Genomic DNA, 21,537 nt, shown 5'->3' with positions numbered 1-21,537 from the left:
ACCGCCGCGACCGGTCCTGCGGACGCCGCCGTCGATGACCTGTTTCGGCACCAATTCAGCTCCGACCGCGATCAGCAATATCGGGAAGGCGACAAAAGGAAACAGCGCCACCTTTCCGATGTACCGGCGGAGAAAGAAAAACACTCCGCGTGACGTCCCGGGATGGATGCTGAACGACCCGGAATCGGGGTCGACGCCGACCCTTGTCACCCTCCGGACGGACGGCATCACGACCACGGGGCATCCCCTCTCACCCGACACATGAGGTCGGCGGTCCCAATCATGCTGAACAGAGCCGATGTCCACGAGGACGTCCAAGCGAACGTTGTCGACACTTGGACGGACGCATCCGTCAGCGCCTATGCGGTGACCGGTCCTGGCGAGATCTGCCCGGCAAGCGACACGCCGGCTCGGCGGGCCCGGCGCGATTCACGCGGGAACCGACGATCTCTGCCGGCTGATCGCCTCGAGGAGCAGTTTCGCGGCCACCGTCGTCCCGTCGGTGCGGATCGTGCCGGCCACCGCCGCCGCTCGCGCCCGGATCCCCGGGGTCAACGCCGTGGCCAGCGCCGCGGACAGGGACTCGACGGTCGGGGTCGGACCGTCATGCGCCACGCCGACACCCAGGTCAGCCACCCGACCGGCATAGTAGGGCTGATCCGCCTTCTGGGGCACCACGACCTGCGGAGCGCCCGCCCGGGTCACCGCGGTCGTCGTGCCCGCCCCGCCGTGGTGGACGACGGCGGCCACCCGGCCGAACAGCACCTGATGGTTCACCTCGCCCACCACCAGACAGTCATCCCCCTCGTCGATCCGGCCCAACCCGGCCCAACCACTGGACAGCACCACCCGGCGGCCCTGAGCCCGAACCGCCTCGATGGCCACCCGCGCGGCCTCGGCAGGCGCCGGCCCACTGCCGAAACCCACGTACACCGGAGGCGAGCCAGCCCTCAAGAACCCCTCCAACTCCGCCGACAACGGCCGCTGGTCGGGCAGGATCCACGCGCCGGTCTGCACCACGTCCGGGTCCGTCGGCCGCAGCGGGTCCAGGACCGGGTCCGCCGCCAACCAGGGGCGCTCGGTGAAGGCGTAGTCGATGACCTTCTCCACCGGCGGCAGGCCGACCGCGGCCCGATGGCTGTTGAGCGGGCCACCGAACTGTCGATAGGCGCCCTGGTTGGCCCGGGCCCGCAGGTCCCGGCTGTCGGTCACGCCGGGCGCGCGCAGAAAGGACGGCGAGAGCACGGCGTAGGCGTAGTGGTGGATGCCCAGCTTCTCGGCGACCGACCGCACGGCGACGGCGGTGGACACCAGACCGCTGGCCACCACCGCGTCACACCCTTCGGCGAACGGCGGGACCCTGTCGAACTGCTCGGCGATCACCTCGGCCACGGCCTCGGGCGCCCCCGGAGGCGCTGCACCCTTGCGGGCCCCCGCGCGCACCGGCTGGCCGATCGGCACCATCGGCACTTCGACCTCGGCCAGCCGCTCCACGTAGTCCGGCGACGCGCACATCCGGACCTCCGCACCGAGTTCCCGCAGTCGCACGGCCAATGCCACCAGGGGCTCGACATCTCCGCGTGTCCCGTAGGACGAAAACAGCACGCGCATTTTCACATCCTTTTCCACGGAGCCTTTCAGCTCCCTGCTAGGTATCGGCCGACACGGCTCCGCCGAACTTTTGAACGAAGCGGGTACTGCGGCGAGGAATTCGCATCTGAAATACGCGGGAAGTCGGCATCCTCCATCGCCCGACCGGTCGTCAAACACGGCGTCGCGTCGCGGGCTTCAGCGGCCGCCGCCATTCTTACCCACAATCAGGCAAGGCGTACAGAACGCCGCCACCTTCGACGGTGGACGCGGTTGATCGGTATCGCCGGCGCCGCCGGGGAACCAGCAGGCGAATGCTCGTCATGGCCGTCCGCTGACGGTCGGTGGCCGCGGCGAGGGGATGGTCGCCTCGCGGACGCAGGCCAGGCGGCGCCGAGCCACCTCGGAAATACATGCGCCGGTGAGATCGCGGTGTGCGGTGATGTCCAGCCGCTCGATCGGGCGGTTGGACGAGCCGACGGCGGGCCGTGGTGACCAGCGCCGTGGCCGCATCGTCCCGGAGCCCTGCTCACGGGTCGGCGTGGCGGCGATCCCGGCCCGCCGCTGTCTCACCCGGCGCCCCACCGGCATCGGGGTGTGCCGCAGCACGTTCGGGCGGAGGAAGCGTGGGCGACGCCATCGGCGGGCGCCCGCGCCGGGGTGACGGCGGCACCCGGACAGCTCGGGGCCCCGGTGGATCGGATGATGACGGCCGGCGGACCGGCGGGGCCCGCGGCGGGGGCGGGGCCCGGATGCGGTAGACTGGTCGCCCGTGCTGGTCCAGTGTCGCCCACGTCCTCAGTCACAGCAGCGTGACTCGTTACAAGGCATGCGATTTTCGGTATGCCGACAATACGCGCCGGCTCGTAACATCAGCGCATGCGCGTATTGATCGTCGAGGACGAACCCTACATGGCGGAGGCTATCCGGGATGGCCTCCGTTTGGAAGCGATCGCGGCAGACATCGCCGGTGACGGTGACACCGCTCTGGAAATGCTGAGCGTGAACGCCTACGACATCGTCATCCTCGACCGCGACATCCCCGGCACCTCGGGTGATCAGATCGCCGAACGCATCGTCGCCTCCCGGAGCGGTATGCCCATCCTCATGCTCACCGCTGCCGATCGGCTCGACGACAAAGCATCCGGGTTCGAGCTCGGCGCCGACGACTACCTCACCAAGCCGTTCGAACTGCGGGAGCTCGTGCTCAGGCTCAGGGCACTCGACCGCAGGCGCGCCTACAGCAGGCCACCTGTACGGGAGATCGCGGGCCTGCGACTGGACCCGTTCCGCCGCGAGGTCTACCGCGACGACCGCTACGTCGCGCTGACCCGGAAGCAGTTCGCCGTGCTCGCCGTCCTCGTAGCCGCCGAAGGCGGCGTCGTCAGCGCCGAGGAACTGCTGGAACGGGCTTGGGACGAGAACGCGGACCCGTTCACCAACGCCGTCCGCATCACCGTTTCGGCCCTGCGCAAACGGCTCGGCGAGCCCCAGATCATCGCCACCGTGCCCGGCGTCGGGTATCGCATAACCACGCAACCAGGCAGCGGGCGTGCGTGAAGAGACCGTGGACCGAGCCCCCGGCTTGAGCGTGCGCCTCAAACTCACGTTGAGCTACGCCGGCTTCCTCATGCTCGCCGGCGCCTCGTTGCTCGCCACCGTGTGGGTGTACCTCCTGCGCGGCCTACCGGACACCGCGATGAGCAGTCGTGGTCTCGTGCCCATCAAGACCATCGTCTTGCACGCCTTCGCCCCGGCGACGGCCGGAGTCCTGCTGTTCCTACTGGTGTTCGGCCTGCTCGGCGGGTGGCTTCTGGCCGGTCGGATGCTCGCTCCTCTGACCCGCATCACAGAGGCCACCCGCATGGCCGCGAACGGTTCGCTCTCGCACCGCATCGAGTTGGATGGCCGCAAGGATGAGTTCCGCGAGCTCGCCGACGCCTTCGACATCATGCTGACGCGACTCGAAGCACACATCGCCGAGCACCAGAGATTCGCAGCCAACGCCTCTCACGAGCTGCGTACGCCGCTGGCGATCACGAAAACGCTTCTCGACGTCGCCCGCACCGACCCGGCACGAAGCACCCACGAGCTCATCGGTCGCCTTCACACCGTCAACACCCGGGCAATCGACCTCACCGAGGCACTGCTTCTGCTGAGCCGCGCCGACCGGCGATCGTTCAAGCGCGAGTATGTCGACCTGTCGCTGAACGTCGAAGAAGCCATCGAGACGCTCCTACCGCTGGCGGAGAAGCACGGCGTCACCATCGAAGCCTCCGGCGACATCACCCCGACCGTCGGCTCACGTGCCCTGCTGTTACAAATGACGATCAACCTCTTGCACAACGCGATCGTGCATAACGTGGCGGAAGAGCGCATCGTGTGGGTCACGACCAGCGTCCATCCCAAGAGTGTGACCCTCACCGTGGAAAACACCGGCGAGCAGCTCTCCGCACAGCTGGTCTCGACACTCACCGAACCGTTCCAGCGCGGCACCGAGCGCATACACCACGATCATGCAGGTGTCGGCCTCGGCCTGGCGATCGTCAAGAGCATCGCCCACGCGCACGACGGAACACTCACCACCGCCCCGCGCGCTGGAGGCGGCCTGCACGTCACGGTGCAGCTGCCAGCCGCGACAACGCCTCCGAGAAACTGAACCGCCCACCGCGGCTCCCGGTCGGGTTCCGAGTCCCGGGCCGGGCGGCATCCGTTCCCCAGCAACCGCACTGTCATCCGGCCCTCGGCTCCCAAATCCTTGGAGAAGACGCATGAGCGATGTGAGCGGCGCCGGCAAAGTGGTCGTGAACAGGGCGATGTCGCTGGACGGGTTCATCGCCGGTCCCGGCCACGCGATGGACTGGATCTTCGAATACCTGACTGGGGACATGTTCCCGGAGGTTATGGCGTCCACGGGCGCCATGCTCATCGGCCGAGGCACGTACGAGGTCGCCAAGCGTATGGCCGGCCAGGGCACCCCCTACGACGGGGGAGCACAGTTCGTCCTCACGCACGAGCCTCCCCACGAGCCGGACCCTGCCGTCACGTTCCTCAGCTGTGACATCGAGGAAGCCGTTGCCACGGCACGCAGCGCCGCGGGCGGCAAGAACTTGGAAATCCTCGGTGCTGACGTGGCCGCCCAGTGCCTGCGGCGCGGGCTCGTCGACGAGATCCTGGTGTATGTCGTACCGGTGCTGCTCGGCGACGGTGTCCGCTTCTCGCCCCCAAGCCTCGACAGGATCGACCTGGAACCTCTCAGCAACACCCGGTCCGGCGCCGTCACGATGCTGCGCTTCCGCGTGCGAAAGTAGGCGCAGCCCTCCGCGCCGGCGCGCAGCGGACACCCTGACGTCTGGTGCTCTGACCGGAAACCTCGACGGTGTTGGTCGGGCCGCCGCCCGTGCCGGGGTCTGACCCCATCGGTGTTGGAGTTCGGAGCGCATCCGGGCGCGTTCGCGTCGTTGTTCCAGGCCGTCCAGGCCCCGGGTCTTGATGCCCGTGTGCGCGGAGAGCGGCAGCGAGTTCGGGCAGGCCTCACCGGGTGAGGCAGGGTTCCCGCCGGCCGGGCCGAGCACGAGCATCGTCCGACACATCCGGATCGCCGAGCCGGTCCCTCCCCTGGTGAGCCTCAGCGGTTGCCTGCCCTCCTGGTCAGGTAGCCGCCGCACACGCACGGGCTCTGCCACCCGGCCGGTGACCGGCGCGGTGTCGAGCCGGTCACCTCCGGCGAGCGCGCCGCTGCCAGGGACAAGCCGCCGGTGCCGGGCACCGTCAGATCCCGCCCACCCTCATGACCAGCGTCACAACAGCGACACCGGCCAGGAATCGCCCGGCTGCCGCGGACCGCGGCCGAGGACCCCGGCCCGCCCGCACCGAGTCACGCCGGCCGGGCGTTCGCAGCAGGTCCCGGGTCGGTGTGCACGGCAGCGGCCGGGACGGGAGAAGATCCGGCAGCAGCCGCCGCCGGCGGAAAGGAGCGTCACGCCCCGGGTCACGATGGTCTTTCCCCACACCGCGGACGCCGGACGAAGACGGATCTCCGGCGCGACTCCCCTTCCTGCCCGGGCATCAACTACACGATCGGAAAATCAAAATATGTGTCGGGATAGGGTTCGTTCTTCAGGGTGTAGTGCCACCACTCGTAGTCGTACCTGGCGAATCCGCAGCCCTCCATGATCGAGCAGAGGTATTCACGGTTCTTCGCTTCGATCGGCGTGATTCCGCTGGCCCCGTGGTGGGAGATCGGATCCATCAGGTCGTGGTCGCCGCCCATCGACGCCAGTTCGCCGGTGGCAAGGTTGTAGAGCGTCAAGTCGACGGTGCTGCCGCGGCTGTGACCGGACTTGGTGGCGACATACCCCTTCTCGAACATCTCGGGCCTGCCGATGTTCGGGTAGTGCCGCAGCTTCTTGCGGCCGTCCTCCGGCTGCTCCGCCCAGCGCATGAAGCAGTCCACGGCGCGTTGCGGCCGATACCCATCCCAGAGAAGCAGACCGAAGCCAAGCGTCTCGGCCTCTTCCTGGGCGCGCGCCAGGGCAGCGCACAACGCCTTCGTTCCGACGATCCGATTCGCAACGTAACCGTCCACCGGCTTGCCGGTGAAATTGTCCCAGGTGGCGTACTTGGCATCCCAGCGTATGCCTGGCACGAGCTCGTCCACGAACGCGAAGTCGTCTTTCATCAGATGTCCCCCGGCAGGGCCAGCGACACGATCTGGTCGATCACCGCGGAGAGCGGAATCCCGGCAGCCGCCATCATGCGCGGGTAACGGCTGTACGAGGTCAGGCCGGGCAGGGTGTTGACCTCGTTGAGGACAACTGTTCCGTCCTCCTTGAGGAACATGTCCACCCGGGCGATCCCGCGGCATCCCAGAGCACGGTAGATGGCCTTCGCCGTCTCCTGGACCAGCGAGCGCGCCTCGGCCGGGATGTCGGCGGGACAGATGAAGGTCGAGTTCTCGGAACCGCGCTCCGGCTCGCTCTCCTGGTGGATCCGGAAGAAGCCGTGGGACAGGGCGACCCGGTCCACCTCGCCGGCGACCAGGTCCGGGTCGTTGCCCATGATGGCGCAACCGATCTCGCTGCCGACCACGGCCTCTTCGATCAGCACCTTCGAGTCGAACTCCCGCGCGGTCTCCAGCGCGGCCTTCAGCTCCTGCTCGGTCGACACCTTGGTGACGCCGAAGGAGGAGCCCGAGCGGGCCGGCTTCACGAAGACCGGGTAGGTGAGCTGCGCGGGGTCCGGCGCCTCGTCCGGCGTGACGACCCAGAACCGCGGCGTCGCGATGCCCGCGCTGCTGACCACGGCGTAGGTCAGCGACTTGTCCATGCAGACCGCGGAGCTCTGCACGTCACAGCCGACGTAGGGGATGCCGGACAGCTCGAACAGGCCCTGCATCGCGCCGTCCTCGCCCAGCTTGCCGTGCAGAACCGGCAGCACGACGTCCAGGCGGATCTCCCGGTACCGGCCGTCCTCCTGGACCAGCAGCCCGTGGACGTTGCGGTCCGGCGACAGCATGGCCGGCCGGGCGCTGCTGATCTCCCAGTCCGCGCCCGGGCCGTCGCACAGCCGCCAGGCGCCGTCCTTCGTGATGCCGATCCAGTACGGCTCGTACTTCTCGGCGTCCAGGCTCTTGGCGACCTCCTGCGCGGACTTGATCGAGACGGGGTGCTCTTCGGAGACGCCGCCGAAGATGATGCCGATCTTCAACTTACCCATGCTGTTGTTCCCTCTCGAAGTTCATGCAGTTGACGAGACTGTTCTCGACAGTGTCGCTGAGCGCATGGTCCGTGTAGTAGGCCATGTGCGGGCTGATGATCACATTGGGCATTTCCTGTAGCCGTAACAGCGCCTTGCTCTCAATGAGCTTGTTACGGCAGTCGGCATAGAATACCCCCTCCTCCCCTTCCAGGACATCGAGCGCCGCGCCACCCAGTTTGTCGCTTTCCAGCGCTGCGACGAGGGCCTCGGTGTCGATAAGCGAACCGCGCCCGGTGTTGATGACGAACGCACCGTTCCTCATCTGCGCGATACGGTCCTGGTTGAGAAGATGGTGCGTGGCCGCGGTGAGCGGGGTGTGAAGTGTGACGATGTCGCTCTGCCGCACCAAATCATCGAGCGGAACATAATGAGCGGAATCCGAACGTCGATTGTCGTAGGCGAGCACACGGCAGCCGAAACCCCACAGCCGGTCCATGACGGCCGAACCGATACGCCCCGTCCCGACCACCCCGACGGTCAGATCGCGCAGTTCCTTCCCGCGCACGTCGTTCAATCGATAATCGTGAACGTCCGCGCGGCGGATCATGGCTTTCATATGGCGTACGGCCATCAGCATCAGCATCAGCGTGTAATCGGCCACGCTGTCCGGCGAGTAGGCGACGTTGCCGACGGAGATACCCACGCTCTGCGCATACGCCACATCGATGTGGTTGTAGCCTATGCTCCGCGTAGAGATGTATTTCACACCGGATCGGCTCAGCGCGAGAAGCGTGCCATTCGTGATCTGAGTCTTATGCCCGACGCTGATGCATCGATTTCCGGATGCCAGATTCACATTGGCCTCGGATACCGCCGCTTCCGTGATGATCGGCAGTACGCCGAAGCGAGGCGCCAGCTCACGGAACAGGGCGGCCTCATCCGGGCCGCATCCATAGATCGTGATCCCCGTTGCCGGAACGACCGGGGAGGACGACGAGGCCAGCGATCGGGTGCGGGGGGCCGCTGCTCGTACTGGTTCGCTGTAACCCATGCGCCCAGTCAAGGGAAGGTGGTGTTGCGAGCACGTATGCGGTTTTGGATATGCCGACGATACGTCGGAGGGGCCCGCGGCGCGATATGTCAACTGATTGTCAAGGAAGCCCGCACCACGCGTAGTGGAAATCCACGTTACGGGACGGATGGCGTCCGCGCTGCCCCGGCGCCACATGAATCGCCGCGGCGGCCACGGCTAGGACAGCGCGGCGGCGACTTCATCGAGGCGCGCCCCACGGGATGCCTTGACGAGCACCACATCGCCGGGGGCGAGGTGGCCACGAAGCCAATCGACGGCCGCGCCGTTGTCCGCCACTGCCACCGCCCGCTCCCCCGCGCCGACGGCAAGCGGACGAACCGCCTCGCCGACGGTGACCACCACGTCGGCCCGGGCGGCGGCGTACTCCCCGACGGCGCGGTGCTCGGCCTCGCTCTCGTCCCCCAGCTCCAGCATCTGGCCGAGGACGGCGACGCGGCGGCCACCCTCGATCGCGGCCAGGGCGTCCAGCGCGGCTCGCGTCGACCCGGGGCTGGCGTTGTAGGAGTCGTTGAGCAGTGTCACGCCGCCGGCGATGTCACGTAGCTCCAAGCGCCACCTCGTCAGTGAGGCGGTGGCCAGTGGCGCCGCGGCCGCGTCGAGCGTCAGGCCGGCGGAAAGCGCCGCCGCCACCGCGGCTGCGGCGTTGAGTGCCTGGTGGGCGCCCACGATCGGCAACTTGACCCGGGCCGTGGCGTCCGCGGTGCGCAGCGTGAAGGACGGTCGGCCGAGCCGGTCCAGGGTCAGGTCGCGCACCCGCACATCCGCGTCTTCCGCGTGCCCGAACGTCAACACCGGGCCATCGGTGAGCGAGCGCATCGCGACCACCCTGGGGTCGTCCGCGTTGAGGATCGCGGTACCCCCGGGCACCAGCCCTCGTACCAGCTCCCCCTTGCCCTCGGCGATGGCCGCACGCGATCCGAACACGCCGAGGTGGGCCTCGCCGACGTTGAGGACGACGGCGACGTCGAGCGGAACCAGGTCGGTGAGCTTGGCGAGGTCACCGATGCGGCGGGCGCCCATCTCGACGACGAGGAACCGGGTGGCCGCACCGGCGCGCAGCATGGTGAGGGGCACGCCGAGCTCGTTGTTGAGGTTGCCCTTGGTGGCGATCGTCGGCGCGGCGCTCGACAGCACGGCGGCCAGCAGGTCCTTGGTGCTCGTCTTGCCCTGGGAGCCGGTCACCCCGACGAGCGTCAACCGTTCACGCAGCCGCGCCACGACGTCGGCGGCGAGGGCCTGCAGCGCGGTCCGGGCGTCTTCGACGACGACGGTGGGAAGCGCCGTGGGCCGCGAGCCGAGCACGGCGACCGCGCCCGCCTGGCCGGCCTGGCCGGCGTAGTCGTGGCCGTCGACGTGCTCGCCGGCGAAGGCGACGAAGAGGCCGCCCGGCTCGGCCTGCCGACCGTCGAGCACGGCCGGCGCGGTGACCGTCACCGTGTGGTCTCCCTCGACCGTCCCCCCGACAACAGCGGCGATCGCCTCGAGGCTGAGCGGGATCATGCCCGAACGGCGGCCGGACCGCCGAAACGCGGCGACAGCGACCCGGCCGGGCTAAGGGTGAGCGGCAGGACACTGAGGAGCTGAAGGGTGACGGGGACGGGTCCGCTGTGTCTCACGCCCTCAGTCAAAGAAGTGTGATGTTGCCACCACGTATCAATTTTTGCATATGCCGACGATATGTGGACGGCACCGGGGACGCCGGGTCCGAGAGATCGAGGGACAGCGCCGGTCGCGGGCGCGGGTGGCGGCGCGCGCCTGCCCAGCCGACGACGAGTGTCGGTCAGCACCAGCAGGAACGTTACCTGAAGGCAGCAACGCCGAGGCTGGGTCAGCCGGTTAGGGCTTCAGCGGCCGGTGGGCCGGGCCGAGCAGATCGTGCTCCCTCGGCAGGCCGCGCGGCGGAGCCTCGCTCGCGCAGTGGCCCCAGGCGTGGTCGCCGGCGCCGTCCGGGAGGACCAGGAGCCGCCGCTGCACCGGCACGAGACCATCAGGTCCGCGGGCGCGGTGTCGCGGTGTACACCCACCGGTGGGTGCACTTCCGCGGCGATCTGTGAGTAGTTGTTCGAGCGGGCATGCCGGATGCGCCGGTCGAGGAAGACCGCGCCGCCCGGGTCGGCGGCCACCTCGACCGCGCCCGGGATCGGGCCACGGTCAGACGATGCCGCCGTTGGCCCGGAGCACCTGGCCGTTGACCCAGCGCCCGCCCGGCCCGGCGAGGAAGGCGACGACCCCGGCGATGTCGGCCGGGGTGCCGAGCCGCTCCAGCGGCGGCTGCTTGGCCAGGTGCTCGACGGTCGCCTCGTCCTTGCCCTCCAGGAACAGCTCGGTGGCGGTGGGGCCGGGCGCGACGGTGTTGACCGTGATGTCCCGGCCGCGCATCTCCCGCGCCAGGATCAGCGTCATCGCCTCGACGGCCCCCTTGCTGGCGGCGTACGCGCCGTAGCCGGGGAACTGCAGGCCGAGGATCGAGGTGGACACCAGCACGATCGCGCCGCCCGGGCGGACCCGGCGGGCGGCCTCGCGGGCGACGACGAACGTGCCGCGGATGTTGGTGCGGTGCAGGGCGTCCAGGTCGGCCAGATCGAGGTCGGCGATCGGGGACAGGGCCATCCGGCCGGCCGAGTTGACCACGACGTCGACCCCGCCGAAGGCCTCGGTGGCGGTGTCGAACAGAGCGGCGACCGCGTTCTCGTCGGCGACGTCGGCCCGGGCGGCGACGGCCCGGCCACCGGTGGCGGCGATCCGGTCGACGACCTCCTTCGCGGCCGCCTCATTGCCGGCGTAGCCGACGACGACGGCGTGCCCGGCGCCGGCCAGCGCGGTGGCGACGGCACGGCCGATGCCACGCGAAGCCCCGGTGACGACGGCGACTCGGTGATCACCCATGAGTCTCACTCCCCAGTTCGATAGTGGCGATAGCAGCTGAGGCTATCGCTGATATCAGAACCGTAGCACGGTCCTCGAATCACTGCTAGCGGTGCCGCGTAGCATTGATTCATGAGTGCTACGCAGGAGCCCGGCACGTCCTCCCGGCGGCGTGGCGGTGCGGGGCCCGTCGACGACGCCACCGTCCGCGCCGCCCTGATCCAGGCCGCCGAGCGGCAGCTGACCGCCTCCCCGGACGGCGACATCGCCACCCGCGCCGTCAGCGAGGAGGCCGGCGTCACCCAGCCGGTGCTGTACCGGCTGTTCGGTGACAAACGCGGCCTGCTGGACGCCGTCGCCGACGCCGGATTCGACCGCTACGCCCGGCGCAAGAGCGAACTGGAGGTCACCGACAACCCGGTCGGCGACCTGTACGCGGGATGGGACGACCACATGGCGTTCGCCACCGAGAACCCGGCCCTCTACCAGCTGATGTTCGCGCCCCGGCCGCGTTCGGGCGCGACCACCTACCGCCGCATCCTGACACTGCTCGAGGCCACCCTCCTGCGCTGCGCCGCCGCCGGCGCGCTCACCACGACGCCCCGGGCAGCCGCCCAGCTGATCCTGAGCGCCAACATCGGCGTCGCTCTCGGCCGCATCGCCGCGCCGGAGCTCTTCGACGACCCGGCGCTGTCGCACCGCGCCCGCGACGCCGCCTTCGCCACCGTGCTCACCCACCCCGCCACGCCGAGCGGGCCGGACCCGCTCCGCGACGCCGCCCGCCAGCTGCGCTCGCAGCTCTCGCTCAGCGGCACCGACCGGCTGGAACCGGCCGAGACCGTGCTGCTCGACCGGTGGCTGGAGCGCATCGACCAGCCGGAGTGACCGCCGGCCCGGCCCGGCGATCCGAGGTCACCGGCGCGGTCATCGGCACGGCACCGCGCCGCCCCCGGTGGCGGGCCAGCGGGGGCGGATGAGACCCGCTCCGGGCCCGGGCGCCGGGGCGCCGGACCCATGAGCCGCCGCGTCCGGTGCGGGGAAGGACGGACGGTGCCGGGCCGCCGGACCCGTGAGCCGCCAGATCACGGGGCCGCCGGGATCCGGCGGCAGGGAGGAGGGACGGTGCCGGGCACCGGACCGGTGAGCCGCCAGCTCAGAGGGCCGCCGGGGCGGTGGTAGGAAGGACGGATGGTGCCGCGGCGGGTCGCGCTGATAGTCGACGAACATTCCAACCCGTTCGAGGTGGGCTGTGCCTGCGAGATCTTCGGCGGCCGCCGGCGCCCACAGATCGGCTACGAGCTGTACGAACTCACCGTCGTCAGCCCGACCAGATCGGTACCGATGCGGGACCGGCTGTTCCGCGTCAGCGCGCCCGGGCGGCTGAGCGACCTGGACCGGGCCGACATGATCATCGTGCCGAACCGGCCGGATGTCGACGTCCCGTCCCGCGGCGCGGTCCTGGCGGCGATCCGGCGGGCCCACGCGCGGGGCGCCCGCCTGGTCGGCCTCTGCACCGGCGCCTTCACGCTCGCCGAGGCGGGGGTGCTCGACGGCCGCCGCGCGGCGGTGCACTGGCAGCTGGCTCCGGACTTCCACCGGCGCTTCCCGGCCGTACGGCTGGAGCCGGACGTGCTGTTCGTCGATGACGGCGACATCCTGACCTCGGCGGGCAGCGCGGCGGCGCTCGACCTCGGCCTGCACATCGTCCGCCGCGACCACGGCACCGAGGTGGCCAACCGGGTCGGCCGGCAGCTGGTGTTCGCCGCGTTCCGCGACGGCGGCCAGCGGCAGTTCGTCGAACGCCCGCTGCCGGCGCCGGCGACGAGCCCGCTCGCGCCGGTCCTGCAGTGGGCGCAGGAGCGCCTGCACCTGCGGCTGTCGGTCGACGACCTGGCCCGGCACGGCCGGATGAGCACCGCCACGCTGCACCGGCGCTTCCGCAACGAGGTGGGCAGCACCCCGCTGGCGTGGCTGACCGCGCAGCGCGTCGCGCTGGCGTGCCGCCTGATCGAGCAGGGCGCCGCGGGCGTGGACGCCGTGGCCCGGCAGTCCGGTCTGGGCACCGCCGCCAACCTGCGCGCCCTGCTGCGTAAGCACGTGGGCCTGAGCCCGTCGGAGTACCGCCGGCGCTTCGCCGCCGACGGCGCGCGGTGAGCCCGCGCCAGGATCCTTGCGACAGTTGCGATTCCTCGCACTGCCGGCCGCGACGTGCGGCCGGTGAGAATCGTCGGCATGCTGACGAAGATCACCCCGGCGGCCGAAGCGGCGTCGCTCGACGAGTACTGGTCCCAGCGGGTCCTGACGGCCGCGAACGGCAACCTGTTCAAGGTGGCCAAGGGCCTCGGTTCCACGCGATGGCACGCGCATGACGATCAGGACGAGACGTTCCTGATGCTGGCCGGAACGCTGACCGTGCACCTGCGGGACGGCTCGGTCGAGCTGACCCCGGGTGACCTGCTGGTCATCCCGCGCGGGGTGGAGCACCGCCCGGAGGCGGCCGGCGAGGCCCGTTTCCTGCTCGTCGGACCGGAGGTCACCTCGACCGAGGCGGGCGGGAAGCCGGCCTGACGCACCAGCTGAGGCGGGCGGGAAGCCGGCCCGGTCGCGCCAGCGACCGCTCGGGCGGTCGAGGCGGGGCCGGAACGCGGAACGGGCCGGCACGTCCGCGAGGACGCGCCGGCCCGGTTCGCCGGACGGCCGGATTCAGCAGGTGGGCTCGCCGGACTGGGCCGGCAGGCTGACCGCGTTCCACGCGGCCTTGACCGCGTTGAACTGGGTGCAGCTGCCCGGGTACAGGTTCTTCGCGGCCTGCAGCGTCCACACGCGGTACTTGGCGTAGGAGGAGCTGGAGGTCTTCAGCAGCATCGCGTTGTACATGATCTTGATGGCGGTCTGGATGCCGACACCGGTCACCGTGGAGCCGTTGCAGGTGGAGCTGGCCGGCTGGCCGTTGCCGCCGCTGCCCTGGGCCAGCAGGTAGAACCAGTGGTTGCCGGGGCCGGCGGCGGCGTGCACCTCGTCGGTCGGGGTGCTGCTGGAGTAGCAGTTGTCGTCACCGGCCAGCGACGGGTTGTACATGTACCGGATCGGGCCGCTGCCGACCAGGTTGACCTCCTCGCCGACCTGGTAGTCGAACGGGTCGTTGGGGTTCGCGGCGTACGCCTCGGTGGCCGCGCCGATGGTGTCGGCGACGAACTCCTGGGTGCCGCCCTTCGAGATGCCGCCCGGGGTCTTGTCGTCGATGCCGTGACCCAGCTCGTGGCCGACCACGTCGAGCGACGAGATCCACTTGCCGGCGGTGTTCTTGCCGATCTGGATCTGGGTGCCGTCGTAGTACGCGTTCTGCTGGTTCAGCCCGACCCGGATCGGCCACGCGCCGCCGGAGCCGTTCTGCCCGTTGCGGCCCAGCCACGCCGACAGCATCGCGGTCTGCTTCTGCGCCGCGTACAGCGCGTCGACGCAGCCGGTCTCCTTGCTGGTGCCGGTGCCGTTGCCCCACACGTTGTCCGAGCCGCTGAACGTGGTCCGGGTGGAGGCGTCCTGGCAGCTCAGGTTGGTGACCGTCGGGTCCTTGAGGGAGTACGTCGAGCCGGACTGCGTGGTGTTCAGCGACACCGAGCCGACGATCCAGCCGGTGCCCGTGCCGGTGGCCTCGGTGACGTGCTCCTCGGTGGCCAGCACCGCGCCGGTGGTCGCGTCCACGTCGACGGTGAGGCGGCTGACGCCCTCCGCGCCGGTGCCGTTGACCGTGGTCTCGTACGCCAGCTTCGCCGCGCGGCCCTCGGCCGCGACGACCACCAGCCGGGTGGCCTCGACGCTGGTGACGCTCTTGAGCTGCTTCTTGGCGGTGGCGATCGCCGCGCTCTCGGAGACCGTCGGCTCGGTCGAGAGCTCACCGATCGGGCTGCTCTGCGCGACCGACGTGTACCGGGTCTGACCGGCGTTGTCGGTGACCACGACGAAGTCGCCGCCCTTGACCGGGAAGCCCTTGTAGGTACGGTCGTAGGACGCGTAGGTCAGGCCCTGCGACTTGTAGACCTGCCGCCGGTGGAAGTCGTCGTGCTTGCCGGCCTGCAGTACGGCCGGGCGGGCGGCGACCACGGCGTCGGCCTGCGCGACCGCGTCGACGGACGGGGCGGGCGCCTGCGCGGCTGCCGGACCGGACACCGCGACCAGGGCCGAGGCGGCCACGGTGCCGGCCGCCAGGGCGACGGCCAGGGGGGTTCGAACCATCGTGCGTACTCCTTTCCCGCCCACGGGGGTGGTGGGCGGGCTCGGTCTCCGTCGGCGGCGGGGTGGCCGCCGGCGGCGAAACATGAATGCACGCTATATATGACGGTCTATTTGCGAAATAGGGAAAACCCTCGCGCTTCACCCAGCGCCCACTCGGGCCGGACGGCACCGGGGCCCGGGACCGGCCCCGGCCGGGCGGGTCGGGCGTCCGCCGGGTCCGCCCCGGGCCCCGTCACCGAGGGGCGCCGGCCAGGCCGCGGCACCGAGCGTGACCAGGCACACGCGGACCCGGGGCGCGCCCCGCCGCCGGCCCTTCCCGCCCCCGCCGGCACGGCCGCCACGGGGCTCGGCGGCGCGGTCGCCGGCCGGCCTGGGACCGTCTTGAACGGATGCGGCCGGGATGGCCCAATGGACATGGATGTACATCGATAGCCCGAGAGGTGTCAAGGCATGCCGCACCGCCCGCGCAGGATCGTCACCGCTCTCGTCCTCACCGCCGCGCTCGCCGTGGCCGGAGCCGTCACCGGCCCGGTCGCGCACGCCGGCGACCGACCGGCCACCTCCACCCCGACACCACCGAACCCGTCGCCGTTCCCGCCGACCGCGCCGGCCGGCCTGACCGCCGCCGCGGTGCACGCCACCTCGGTGACGCTGACCTGGACCGCGTCGCGGCCGGGCTGCTGCGTCGTGGACCACTACGAGGTCCAGTACCGCCTGGCGTTCAACGACGTCGTCGCGCTGGTCGACGCCGGCAACGTCACCTCCACCACGATCACCGGCCTGGCGCCCGCCCGGCAGTACTCGTTCCAGGTCACCGCGGTCGACGGCGTCAACCACCGGTCGGCGCCGTCCACCGTGGTCACCGTGGTCACCCCGGTGTCCGACACCGCGCCGGACACCAGCCCGCCGAGCGCGCCCACCGGCCTGGCCGCCACCGAGGTCACCGCGTCCCGCGCGGTACTGACCTGGGCGCCGTCCACCGACGACGTCGGCGTCACCGGCTACGACGTCTACCGGTTCGACGGGTGGTACACCTCCACCCTGCTCACCACCACCACCGCCACGACGTACGCCGTGCCGACCGGCGGCGGCCGGAACGTGTACTACGTACGGGCCCGCGACGCGGCGGGCAACGTGTCGATCGCCTCGGACACGGTCAGCACGGTGATCACCACCCCGTCGCCGAGCACTCCCCCGCCGCCCGAGCCGGTCTGCCGGGTCGGCTACCGCGCCACCTCGACGTGGGCCGGGGGCTTCGTGGCCGAGGTGACCGTCACCAACATCGGGACGGAACCGATCGACGGCTGGACGCTCACCTTCGCCTACGGCGGCGATCAGCGGGTGAGCGCGTCGTGGAACGGCGACGTCACCCAGTCCGGCGCGGACGTCACGGTGACCGGGGCGGCATGGAACCGCCGGCTCGGCGCCGGAGCGAGCGCCACGGTCGGGGTGCTGGGCTCCTGGCGGACCAGCGACGCGCCGCCGGCGGCGTACACGCTCAACGGCCGGTCCTGCGTGACGGCCTGACCGGCCTACGCCACCGGGCCGTGACCTCGTGCGAGGTCACGGCCCGGTGGCGTAGCGGCGCGGCGGCTCAGGCCGGCAGGCTCACCTGCTGCGGGGCCGGGCGCGCGGTGGTGGTGCCGTCGCCGAGCTCCCCGTTGGCGTTGCTGCCCCAGCACCACAGGCTGCCGTCGGTCCGGAAGCCGCAGTTGTGGTAGCCGGCCGCGAGGGCGGCCGTCCAGGTGGTCGCGGTGCCGACCCGGGTCGGGGCGTAGCGGTGCGTCGTGGTGCCGTCGCCGATCTGCCCGGCCGCGTTGTTGCCCCAGCACCACAGGCTGCCGTCGGCGCGGGACGCGCACGCCGTGTCGAAGCCGGCCGCGACGCCGGTCCACGTCGCCACGCTGCCGACCTGCACCGGCGACGCCTGGTACGTGCCGGTGACGCCGAGCTGGCCGTACCCGTTCTCGCCGAAGCACCACAGGGTGCCGTCGGTGCGGGTCGCGCAGGTGAAGGTGTACCCGGCGGTCACGGTGGCCCAGTTCGTCGCGGTGCCGACCTGCCCCGGGGTGGTCCGGTAGCTGAGGATGCCGAGGCCGAGCTGCCCGGCCGAGCTGTCGCCCCAGCACCACAGGGTGCCGTCGGTGCGCGTCCCGCAGGTGTGCGCGAAACCGGTGGTGACGCTCGCCCAGGTGCTCGCCGTGCCGACCTGCAGCGGGGTGGTGGCGACGTAGACCTGCGCGCCGTCGCCGAGCTGCCCCAGCCGGTTGAAGCCCCAGCACCACAGGGTCCCGTCGGTACGCACCGCGCAGGTGTGCCGGTCGCCGGCGCTGACCGTGGTCCAGTTCGTCGCGGTGCCGACGCGGACCGGGGCGGTGCGGTCGGTGGTGCTGCCGTCGCCGAGCTGGCCGCGGCTGTTGCTGCCCCAGCACCACAGCGTGCCGTCCGTCCGGACCGCGCAGTTGTGGCTGGTGCCGGCGTCGACGCCGGCCCACGTGGTGGCGTCGCCGACCCGTACCGCGGTGGTGCGGCTGGTCTTCGTGCCGTCGCCGAGCTGGCCGTTGGCGTTGGAGCCCCAGCACCACAGGGTCCCGCCGGTCCGGATCGCGCAGGTGTGCGCGTAACCGGCGGCCACCGTCGCGGGCGGCGCGGCGGCGAGAGCGGGGCTCGCGGAGGCGGATCCGGCGGTGGCGGCGACGGCGGCCACCGCGATTCCGGTCGACATCGCGGCGGCAGCGACAGCGGTGCGCAGCGAGCGCCACCACCGGGCTCGCGACGTTCTGAAGATAGTCATGGGCGGCTTCCTCCTCGGGGCGGACGTCGTTGCCGGCCGCGCTGCCGAACGTTGCAGGCAGATTACGGGAGCGCTCCCACGCATTCAAGGACATCCCTGCGACCGCCGCCTGGCCTGCGGAAACCTCGGGCGTAACAGTTGAGTCGGGGAAACTGCGGCCACGACCCCGGGAGGGCGGATCGCCGGTCGCCCGGGACCTCGCCGCGCAACGCACAGTCGATGGCCGACCACGCACGGCAATCGGCGCCGAGAGCACCCGTCAGCGTGGTGGACGGGGAATCGCCGTACCCCGGCGGCCCCCATCGTCGTCCACTGGAATCAGCGACGACCGCCGGCGACAAGGTCGCCGGGGCGACGCCACGACGGGAGCGGCCCGGATGCTGGAGCTGATCACTGTGGGGCACGGCACCGCCGGCCGGGACGAGCTGGCGGCGCTGTTCACCGGGGCCGGGCTGGACCGGGTGGTGGACGTGCGCCGCTACCCCGGCAGCCGCCACCATCCACATGTCGGTGTCGAGGCGTTGAGCCGCTGGCTGCCGGAAGCCGGCATCGCCTACCGCGCCGACCAGCGGTTGGGCGGGCGCCGCCGCCTGCCGCCGGAATCACCGGACATCTGGTGGCGGGTCGAGGCGTTCCGCGCCTACGCCGCGCACATGCGCACGGCCGAGTTCCACGAGGCCGTCGACGAGCTGCTCACCGACATCCGGGCGGGCACCACCGCGGTGATGTGCAGCGAGACCCTGTGGTGGCGCTGCCACCGGCGCCTGATCGCCGACTTCGTCAGCGAGATCCACGGGTTCCCGGTCCGCCACCTGGACCACCGCGGTCGGCTCGCCCGCCACCGGGTGGCCGCCGGCGCCCGGTGGCGCTCCCCCGACGAGCTCGTTTACGACGCGGCCCCGCCCTGAGCCTGCCGTTCACCGTCCGGCCCGAGCCGGCGTCCCTCCGGCGCGCAGTGCCATCACGGGCGACCACGATGCGTGCGACGAATCGGCCGTGTGCGGGCCGAGGTGCGGCCGAGCGCGCGTGCTCTGCGGCAGATCAGGATGCGGCCGAGGGCGGACCCGCGGCCCGGGAGAGCGCTTGACGATCGGCGCAGTCAGCCGCGTCCCAGGTGGCCACGAGATCGTCGGCGACGATGGTCATCGACCCGGCGAGGAACGCGATCTCGTGGCTGCACCCCTGCCCGTGGGGCAGAACCTCGTCGAGCATCACGTCGCGAAGGCTGCGCACGTCCGTCTCGGCACCGTCGGGATCCGCTACGACGCTGCGTACGCCGCTGTAGCGGATCGTCAGGTCCTCCTCGTGTTTCCAGCAGTGGTGCTGCAGGCGAAGCTCCGCCCATGCTCGTCCATCGCCATCGCCATCGCCATCGCCCAGAGTCAGTGCCACGGGCTTGAGGTCCTTGACGCACCGCCCGCCGAAGAGGTCGTAGTGCTGCGGATCGGTGGCGAACGCACGCGCGCCAGGTGGCAGTCGTTCGGCGAACGCACCGAGCGCGTCCAGGTATCCGGTCGCGTCCAGCGTATTGCCGTCGCGCCCTCGGCTGATCTTGACGTATCGCATACCTCTCCCACGGCAACCGCTCCGGCTGAAGCGTCATCCTCCCACCGCTGCTCGCCGCACCGCCCGTGACACCTGCTGCCCCTTCTTGCGTTCGCGCCGTTGACCCTCGACCTGGTTGAGCGTTCAGGGTCACCTTCGAGCACATCGGAGCTCGCGTGCCAATGGACTCGGAGGAGGAGCGGTGACCGACGCCGTGATGGAAGAGATCCGCAGGGCGCAGGAGATGAACCTGGGCGGTGATCGGGCTGGAGCCCGCGCGACGCTGGAGCGCCTGTGGGAGACCGCCGACGACGCCCTGCACCGGTGCACCATCGCGCACTATCTCGCTGACCTGCAGGGCTCGGTGGAGGACGAACTGCGGTGGGACGAGCTGGCGCTGCGGGAATTTCCCGGCCTCACCGACGAGCGCGCCCGCGAATACGACGCCACGTGGCAGGCCAGGGCATTCCTGCCCTCGTTACACCTCAACCTGGCCGACGTCCACCGGCGCGCCGGCAACCGCGGGCGGGCTCGCCACCACCTCACCGAGGCGGTCGCCGCGCTCGACGCGCTTCCCGCCGACGACTACGGCGCCATGATCCGCGACGCCCTCGACGAAGTACGCGAGGCCATCGACACGGGCTCCACCGCACCGCTGAGGCCGGCGAGTCAGGCGCAGAAGAAGCCGTGATCCGCGGATGTCGACGACAGCAGGTCCCCGCGGATCTGAACCCGGCCGAGATCTCGTACGCTGGTGGCCGGAAGTGATCAGCGCGCACGGAACGACATGGTGCCGGCCGATCAGCCCGCTTCCCCGACGCGGCGCCACATCACGAACGACGCGGGATCCGGCTCGGGCACCACATCGCCGTACGGTCCTTTGCAGGGCACCCCGGCGGTCATCGCCTCGGCTGTCGCCGCGAGCAGATGGGCGGTGCTGTCCCACTCCGCTCCGTCATGGGCCTCCTCACCGTTGCACCAGCCGACACTGCCCCGTAGGTCACCGTCTCGCAGGTCGACGTAGAGGTAACCGCCGCACCCGTCGGTGCCGATGGGCAGGAACAGGTCGAGGAAAGGCAATGACGGCTCACCGGCCACACCCGCGGAACTGGTGGGCTTCCCCAGGGCCCGCCAGTCGTGAAGATGCATACGCCGGTCCTCCAGGCTGTCGGCGACCGACAGCGGCTGACACTCCGGCGGAAGGCACAAGACCATGTCCGTCATGCCGTCCGCCAGCAACCACCACTGCTTCAGATCATCGGGCAGGCGCGCCCCGATCTCGCGTTCGGCGTCCGCGACGGCCTGCGGACTCGCCGGCGGGGCGACAGCCGGTACCGCCCAGGTCACGTTCACCGACAGCCACCGCAGGATGCGTGCCCAGGACTGTTCCACGCTCGCGGCCATGGAACGATTCTCCGGTATGCGCGGGAGCGGACGCGGCGGAACTCGACCCCGGCGCAGGCGGATCTCAGCCTGCCGCGAAACATTCCACGTGCCTGCGCATAGCCGGGGCCCACCGACCCGCACCCATCTGTCGCTGGTCGCGCGAGACGCCCGCAAGGCCGTTACGCTCGGTGCGGTCCGCGCCGGCCCGGAACGCTCGTGCTGATGTGCGGATCCCAGCTCGGCGAGGTCAGGAGTCGGCCAAGGCGTTCTGCTGGCGAAGCCACAGGCGCCGGATCCGTGGGTCGGCGTCAGCGGCCGGCTCAGTCAGCGG

19 protein-coding genes are annotated in these 21,537 nt (G+C 70.8%); 9 read left to right on the top strand and 10 right to left on the bottom strand.

From position 1 onward, the window contains the following. Nucleotides 1-429: 429 nt before the first annotated feature. Entirely contained in the window at nucleotides 430-1,770 is a 1,341-nt protein-coding gene (locus ACTEI_RS15555; protein WP_244940682.1) for a glycosyltransferase, read from the bottom strand. Nucleotides 1,771-2,469: 699 nt separating this feature from the next. Between ACTEI_RS15555 and ACTEI_RS15550 the strand changes: the two genes are divergently transcribed. The 3 genes from ACTEI_RS15550 to ACTEI_RS15540 all read left to right on the top strand — a co-directional run bounded on the left by ACTEI_RS15550 (nucleotide 2,470) and on the right by ACTEI_RS15540 (nucleotide 4,901). Then, the gene (locus ACTEI_RS15550; protein WP_122978324.1) at nucleotides 2,470-3,150 is read left to right on the top strand and encodes a response regulator transcription factor; all 681 of its coding nucleotides are present in this window, start codon (nucleotides 2,470-2,472) and stop codon (nucleotides 3,148-3,150) included. Continuing rightward, nucleotides 3,143-4,249, top strand: coding sequence for a sensor histidine kinase (locus ACTEI_RS15545; protein WP_275412296.1), 1,107 nt, complete (start codon nucleotides 3,143-3,145; stop codon nucleotides 4,247-4,249). Before ACTEI_RS15550 ends, ACTEI_RS15545 begins: the two co-directional genes overlap by 8 nt. A gap of 112 nt (nucleotides 4,250-4,361) precedes the next feature. Next, nucleotides 4,362-4,901 (top strand): dihydrofolate reductase family protein, encoded by a 540-nt coding sequence (locus ACTEI_RS15540; protein ID WP_122978323.1) that lies wholly within the window; start codon nucleotides 4,362-4,364, stop codon nucleotides 4,899-4,901. Nucleotides 4,902-5,662: 761 nt separating this feature from the next. Here ACTEI_RS15540 and vanX read toward each other — a convergent pair. From vanX to ACTEI_RS15510, 5 genes are all read right to left on the bottom strand, one after another. Next, nucleotides 5,663-6,271 (bottom strand): D-Ala-D-Ala dipeptidase VanX, encoded by a 609-nt coding sequence (vanX, locus tag ACTEI_RS15530; RefSeq protein ID WP_122978322.1) that lies wholly within the window; start codon nucleotides 6,269-6,271, stop codon nucleotides 5,663-5,665. Next, entirely contained in the window at nucleotides 6,271-7,308 is a 1,038-nt protein-coding gene (vanA, locus tag ACTEI_RS15525; RefSeq protein ID WP_122978321.1) for a D-alanine--(R)-lactate ligase, read from the bottom strand. Before vanA ends, vanX begins: the two co-directional genes overlap by 1 nt. Further along, nucleotides 7,301-8,341: a D-lactate dehydrogenase VanH gene (gene vanH / locus ACTEI_RS15520; RefSeq protein WP_122978320.1), complete on the bottom strand. Its 1,041-nt coding sequence runs from the start codon at nucleotides 8,339-8,341 to the stop codon at nucleotides 7,301-7,303. Before vanH ends, vanA begins: the two co-directional genes overlap by 8 nt. Nucleotides 8,342-8,539: 198 nt before the next feature. Continuing rightward, complete coding sequence (locus ACTEI_RS15515; RefSeq protein ID WP_122978319.1) at nucleotides 8,540-9,883, bottom strand: UDP-N-acetylmuramoyl-tripeptide--D-alanyl-D-alanine ligase; 1,344 nt, start codon at nucleotides 9,881-9,883, stop codon at nucleotides 8,540-8,542. Nucleotides 9,884-10,534: 651 nt separating this feature from the next. Further along, nucleotides 10,535-11,269: an SDR family oxidoreductase gene (locus ACTEI_RS15510; RefSeq protein WP_122978318.1), complete on the bottom strand. Its 735-nt coding sequence runs from the start codon at nucleotides 11,267-11,269 to the stop codon at nucleotides 10,535-10,537. 111 nt (nucleotides 11,270-11,380) lie between these two features. Here ACTEI_RS15510 and ACTEI_RS15505 point away from each other — a divergent pair, with 111 nt between their 5' ends. From ACTEI_RS15505 to ACTEI_RS15495, 3 genes are all read left to right on the top strand, one after another. After that, nucleotides 11,381-12,133, top strand: a complete 753-nt coding sequence (locus tag ACTEI_RS15505; protein WP_122978317.1) for a TetR/AcrR family transcriptional regulator — start codon at nucleotides 11,381-11,383, stop codon at nucleotides 12,131-12,133. 303 nt (nucleotides 12,134-12,436) lie between these two features. Beyond that, a complete protein-coding gene (locus ACTEI_RS15500; protein ID WP_122978316.1) occupies nucleotides 12,437-13,402 on the top strand; it encodes a GlxA family transcriptional regulator in 966 nt (321 codons plus the stop codon). A gap of 78 nt (nucleotides 13,403-13,480) precedes the next feature. Continuing rightward, the gene (locus ACTEI_RS15495; protein WP_122978315.1) at nucleotides 13,481-13,816 is read left to right on the top strand and encodes a cupin domain-containing protein; all 336 of its coding nucleotides are present in this window, start codon (nucleotides 13,481-13,483) and stop codon (nucleotides 13,814-13,816) included. A 135-nt stretch (nucleotides 13,817-13,951) separates the two neighbouring features. Here the strand turns inward: ACTEI_RS15495 and ACTEI_RS15490 are convergent, their stop codons facing one another. Continuing rightward, nucleotides 13,952-15,481: a M4 family metallopeptidase gene (locus tag ACTEI_RS15490; protein WP_122978314.1), complete on the bottom strand. Its 1,530-nt coding sequence runs from the start codon at nucleotides 15,479-15,481 to the stop codon at nucleotides 13,952-13,954. Nucleotides 15,482-15,931: 450 nt separating this feature from the next. Here ACTEI_RS15490 and ACTEI_RS15485 point away from each other — a divergent pair, with 450 nt between their 5' ends. Further along, on the top strand, nucleotides 15,932-17,008 hold the full coding sequence (locus tag ACTEI_RS15485; protein WP_122978313.1) for a cellulose binding domain-containing protein: 1,077 nt from the start codon (nucleotides 15,932-15,934) through the stop codon (nucleotides 17,006-17,008). A 67-nt stretch (nucleotides 17,009-17,075) separates the two neighbouring features. On the opposite strand, the gene ACTEI_RS15480 is transcribed toward ACTEI_RS15485, so the two are convergent. Further along, complete coding sequence (locus ACTEI_RS15480) at nucleotides 17,076-18,275, bottom strand: RCC1 domain-containing protein (RefSeq protein ID WP_122978312.1); 1,200 nt, start codon at nucleotides 18,273-18,275, stop codon at nucleotides 17,076-17,078. Nucleotides 18,276-18,652: 377 nt separating this feature from the next. On the opposite strand from ACTEI_RS15480, the gene ACTEI_RS15475 reads away from it, so the two are divergent. Beyond that, nucleotides 18,653-19,183, top strand: a complete 531-nt coding sequence (locus tag ACTEI_RS15475; RefSeq protein WP_122978311.1) for a DUF488 domain-containing protein — start codon at nucleotides 18,653-18,655, stop codon at nucleotides 19,181-19,183. A 133-nt stretch (nucleotides 19,184-19,316) separates the two neighbouring features. On the opposite strand, the gene ACTEI_RS15470 is transcribed toward ACTEI_RS15475, so the two are convergent. Then, a complete protein-coding gene (locus tag ACTEI_RS15470) occupies nucleotides 19,317-19,841 on the bottom strand; it encodes a hypothetical protein (RefSeq protein WP_122978310.1) in 525 nt (174 codons plus the stop codon). 196 nt (nucleotides 19,842-20,037) lie between these two features. Between ACTEI_RS15470 and ACTEI_RS15465 the strand changes: the two genes are divergently transcribed. Next, on the top strand, nucleotides 20,038-20,511 hold the full coding sequence (locus ACTEI_RS15465) for a hypothetical protein (protein ID WP_122982169.1): 474 nt from the start codon (nucleotides 20,038-20,040) through the stop codon (nucleotides 20,509-20,511). Between the two features lie 110 nt (nucleotides 20,512-20,621). Here ACTEI_RS15465 and ACTEI_RS15460 read toward each other — a convergent pair whose 3' ends face one another. Then, nucleotides 20,622-21,224 (bottom strand): SMI1/KNR4 family protein, encoded by a 603-nt coding sequence (locus tag ACTEI_RS15460; RefSeq protein WP_122978309.1) that lies wholly within the window; start codon nucleotides 21,222-21,224, stop codon nucleotides 20,622-20,624. Between the last annotated feature and the right edge of the window lie 313 nt (nucleotides 21,225-21,537).

Source organism: Actinoplanes teichomyceticus ATCC 31121 (assembly GCF_003711105.1).
In the GTDB taxonomy this organism is placed as follows: domain Bacteria; phylum Actinomycetota; class Actinomycetes; order Mycobacteriales; family Micromonosporaceae; genus Actinoplanes; species Actinoplanes teichomyceticus.
The sequence above is the reverse complement of the archived record's forward strand: the minus strand, read 5'-3'. Positions and strand labels throughout refer to the sequence as shown.

Bases quoted from the DNA above. Each gene is read 5' to 3' on its own strand.
- vanX (WP_122978322.1), bottom strand. From the start codon at position 6,271: ATGAAAGACGACTTCGCGTTCGTGGACGAGCTCGTGCCAGGCATACGC.
- ACTEI_RS15515 (WP_122978319.1), bottom strand. From the start codon at position 9,883: ATGATCCCGCTCAGCCTCGAGGCGATCGCCGCTGTTGTCGGGGGGACG.
- ACTEI_RS15500 (WP_122978316.1), top strand. From the start codon at position 12,437: ATGGTGCCGCGGCGGGTCGCGCTGATAGTCGACGAACATTCCAACCCG.
- ACTEI_RS15505 (WP_122978317.1), top strand. From the start codon at position 11,381: ATGAGTGCTACGCAGGAGCCCGGCACGTCCTCCCGGCGGCGTGGCGGT.
- ACTEI_RS15495 (WP_122978315.1), top strand. From the start codon at position 13,481: ATGCTGACGAAGATCACCCCGGCGGCCGAAGCGGCGTCGCTCGACGAG.
- vanA (WP_122978321.1), bottom strand. From the start codon at position 7,308: ATGGGTAAGTTGAAGATCGGCATCATCTTCGGCGGCGTCTCCGAAGAG.
- vanH (WP_122978320.1), bottom strand. From the start codon at position 8,341: ATGGGTTACAGCGAACCAGTACGAGCAGCGGCCCCCCGCACCCGATCG.
- ACTEI_RS15485 (WP_122978313.1), top strand. From the start codon at position 15,932: ATGCCGCACCGCCCGCGCAGGATCGTCACCGCTCTCGTCCTCACCGCC.
- ACTEI_RS15510 (WP_122978318.1), bottom strand. From the start codon at position 11,269: ATGGGTGATCACCGAGTCGCCGTCGTCACCGGGGCTTCGCGTGGCATC.
- ACTEI_RS15475 (WP_122978311.1), top strand. From the start codon at position 18,653: ATGCTGGAGCTGATCACTGTGGGGCACGGCACCGCCGGCCGGGACGAG.
- ACTEI_RS15470 (WP_122978310.1), bottom strand. From the start codon at position 19,841: ATGCGATACGTCAAGATCAGCCGAGGGCGCGACGGCAATACGCTGGAC.
- ACTEI_RS15480 (WP_122978312.1), bottom strand. From the start codon at position 18,275: ATGACTATCTTCAGAACGTCGCGAGCCCGGTGGTGGCGCTCGCTGCGC.
- ACTEI_RS15540 (WP_122978323.1), top strand. From the start codon at position 4,362: ATGAGCGATGTGAGCGGCGCCGGCAAAGTGGTCGTGAACAGGGCGATG.
- ACTEI_RS15550 (WP_122978324.1), top strand. From the start codon at position 2,470: ATGCGCGTATTGATCGTCGAGGACGAACCCTACATGGCGGAGGCTATC.
- ACTEI_RS15460 (WP_122978309.1), bottom strand. From the start codon at position 21,224: ATGGCCGCGAGCGTGGAACAGTCCTGGGCACGCATCCTGCGGTGGCTG.
- ACTEI_RS15465 (WP_122982169.1), top strand. From the start codon at position 20,038: ATGGAAGAGATCCGCAGGGCGCAGGAGATGAACCTGGGCGGTGATCGG.
- ACTEI_RS15490 (WP_122978314.1), bottom strand. From the start codon at position 15,481: ATGGTTCGAACCCCCCTGGCCGTCGCCCTGGCGGCCGGCACCGTGGCC.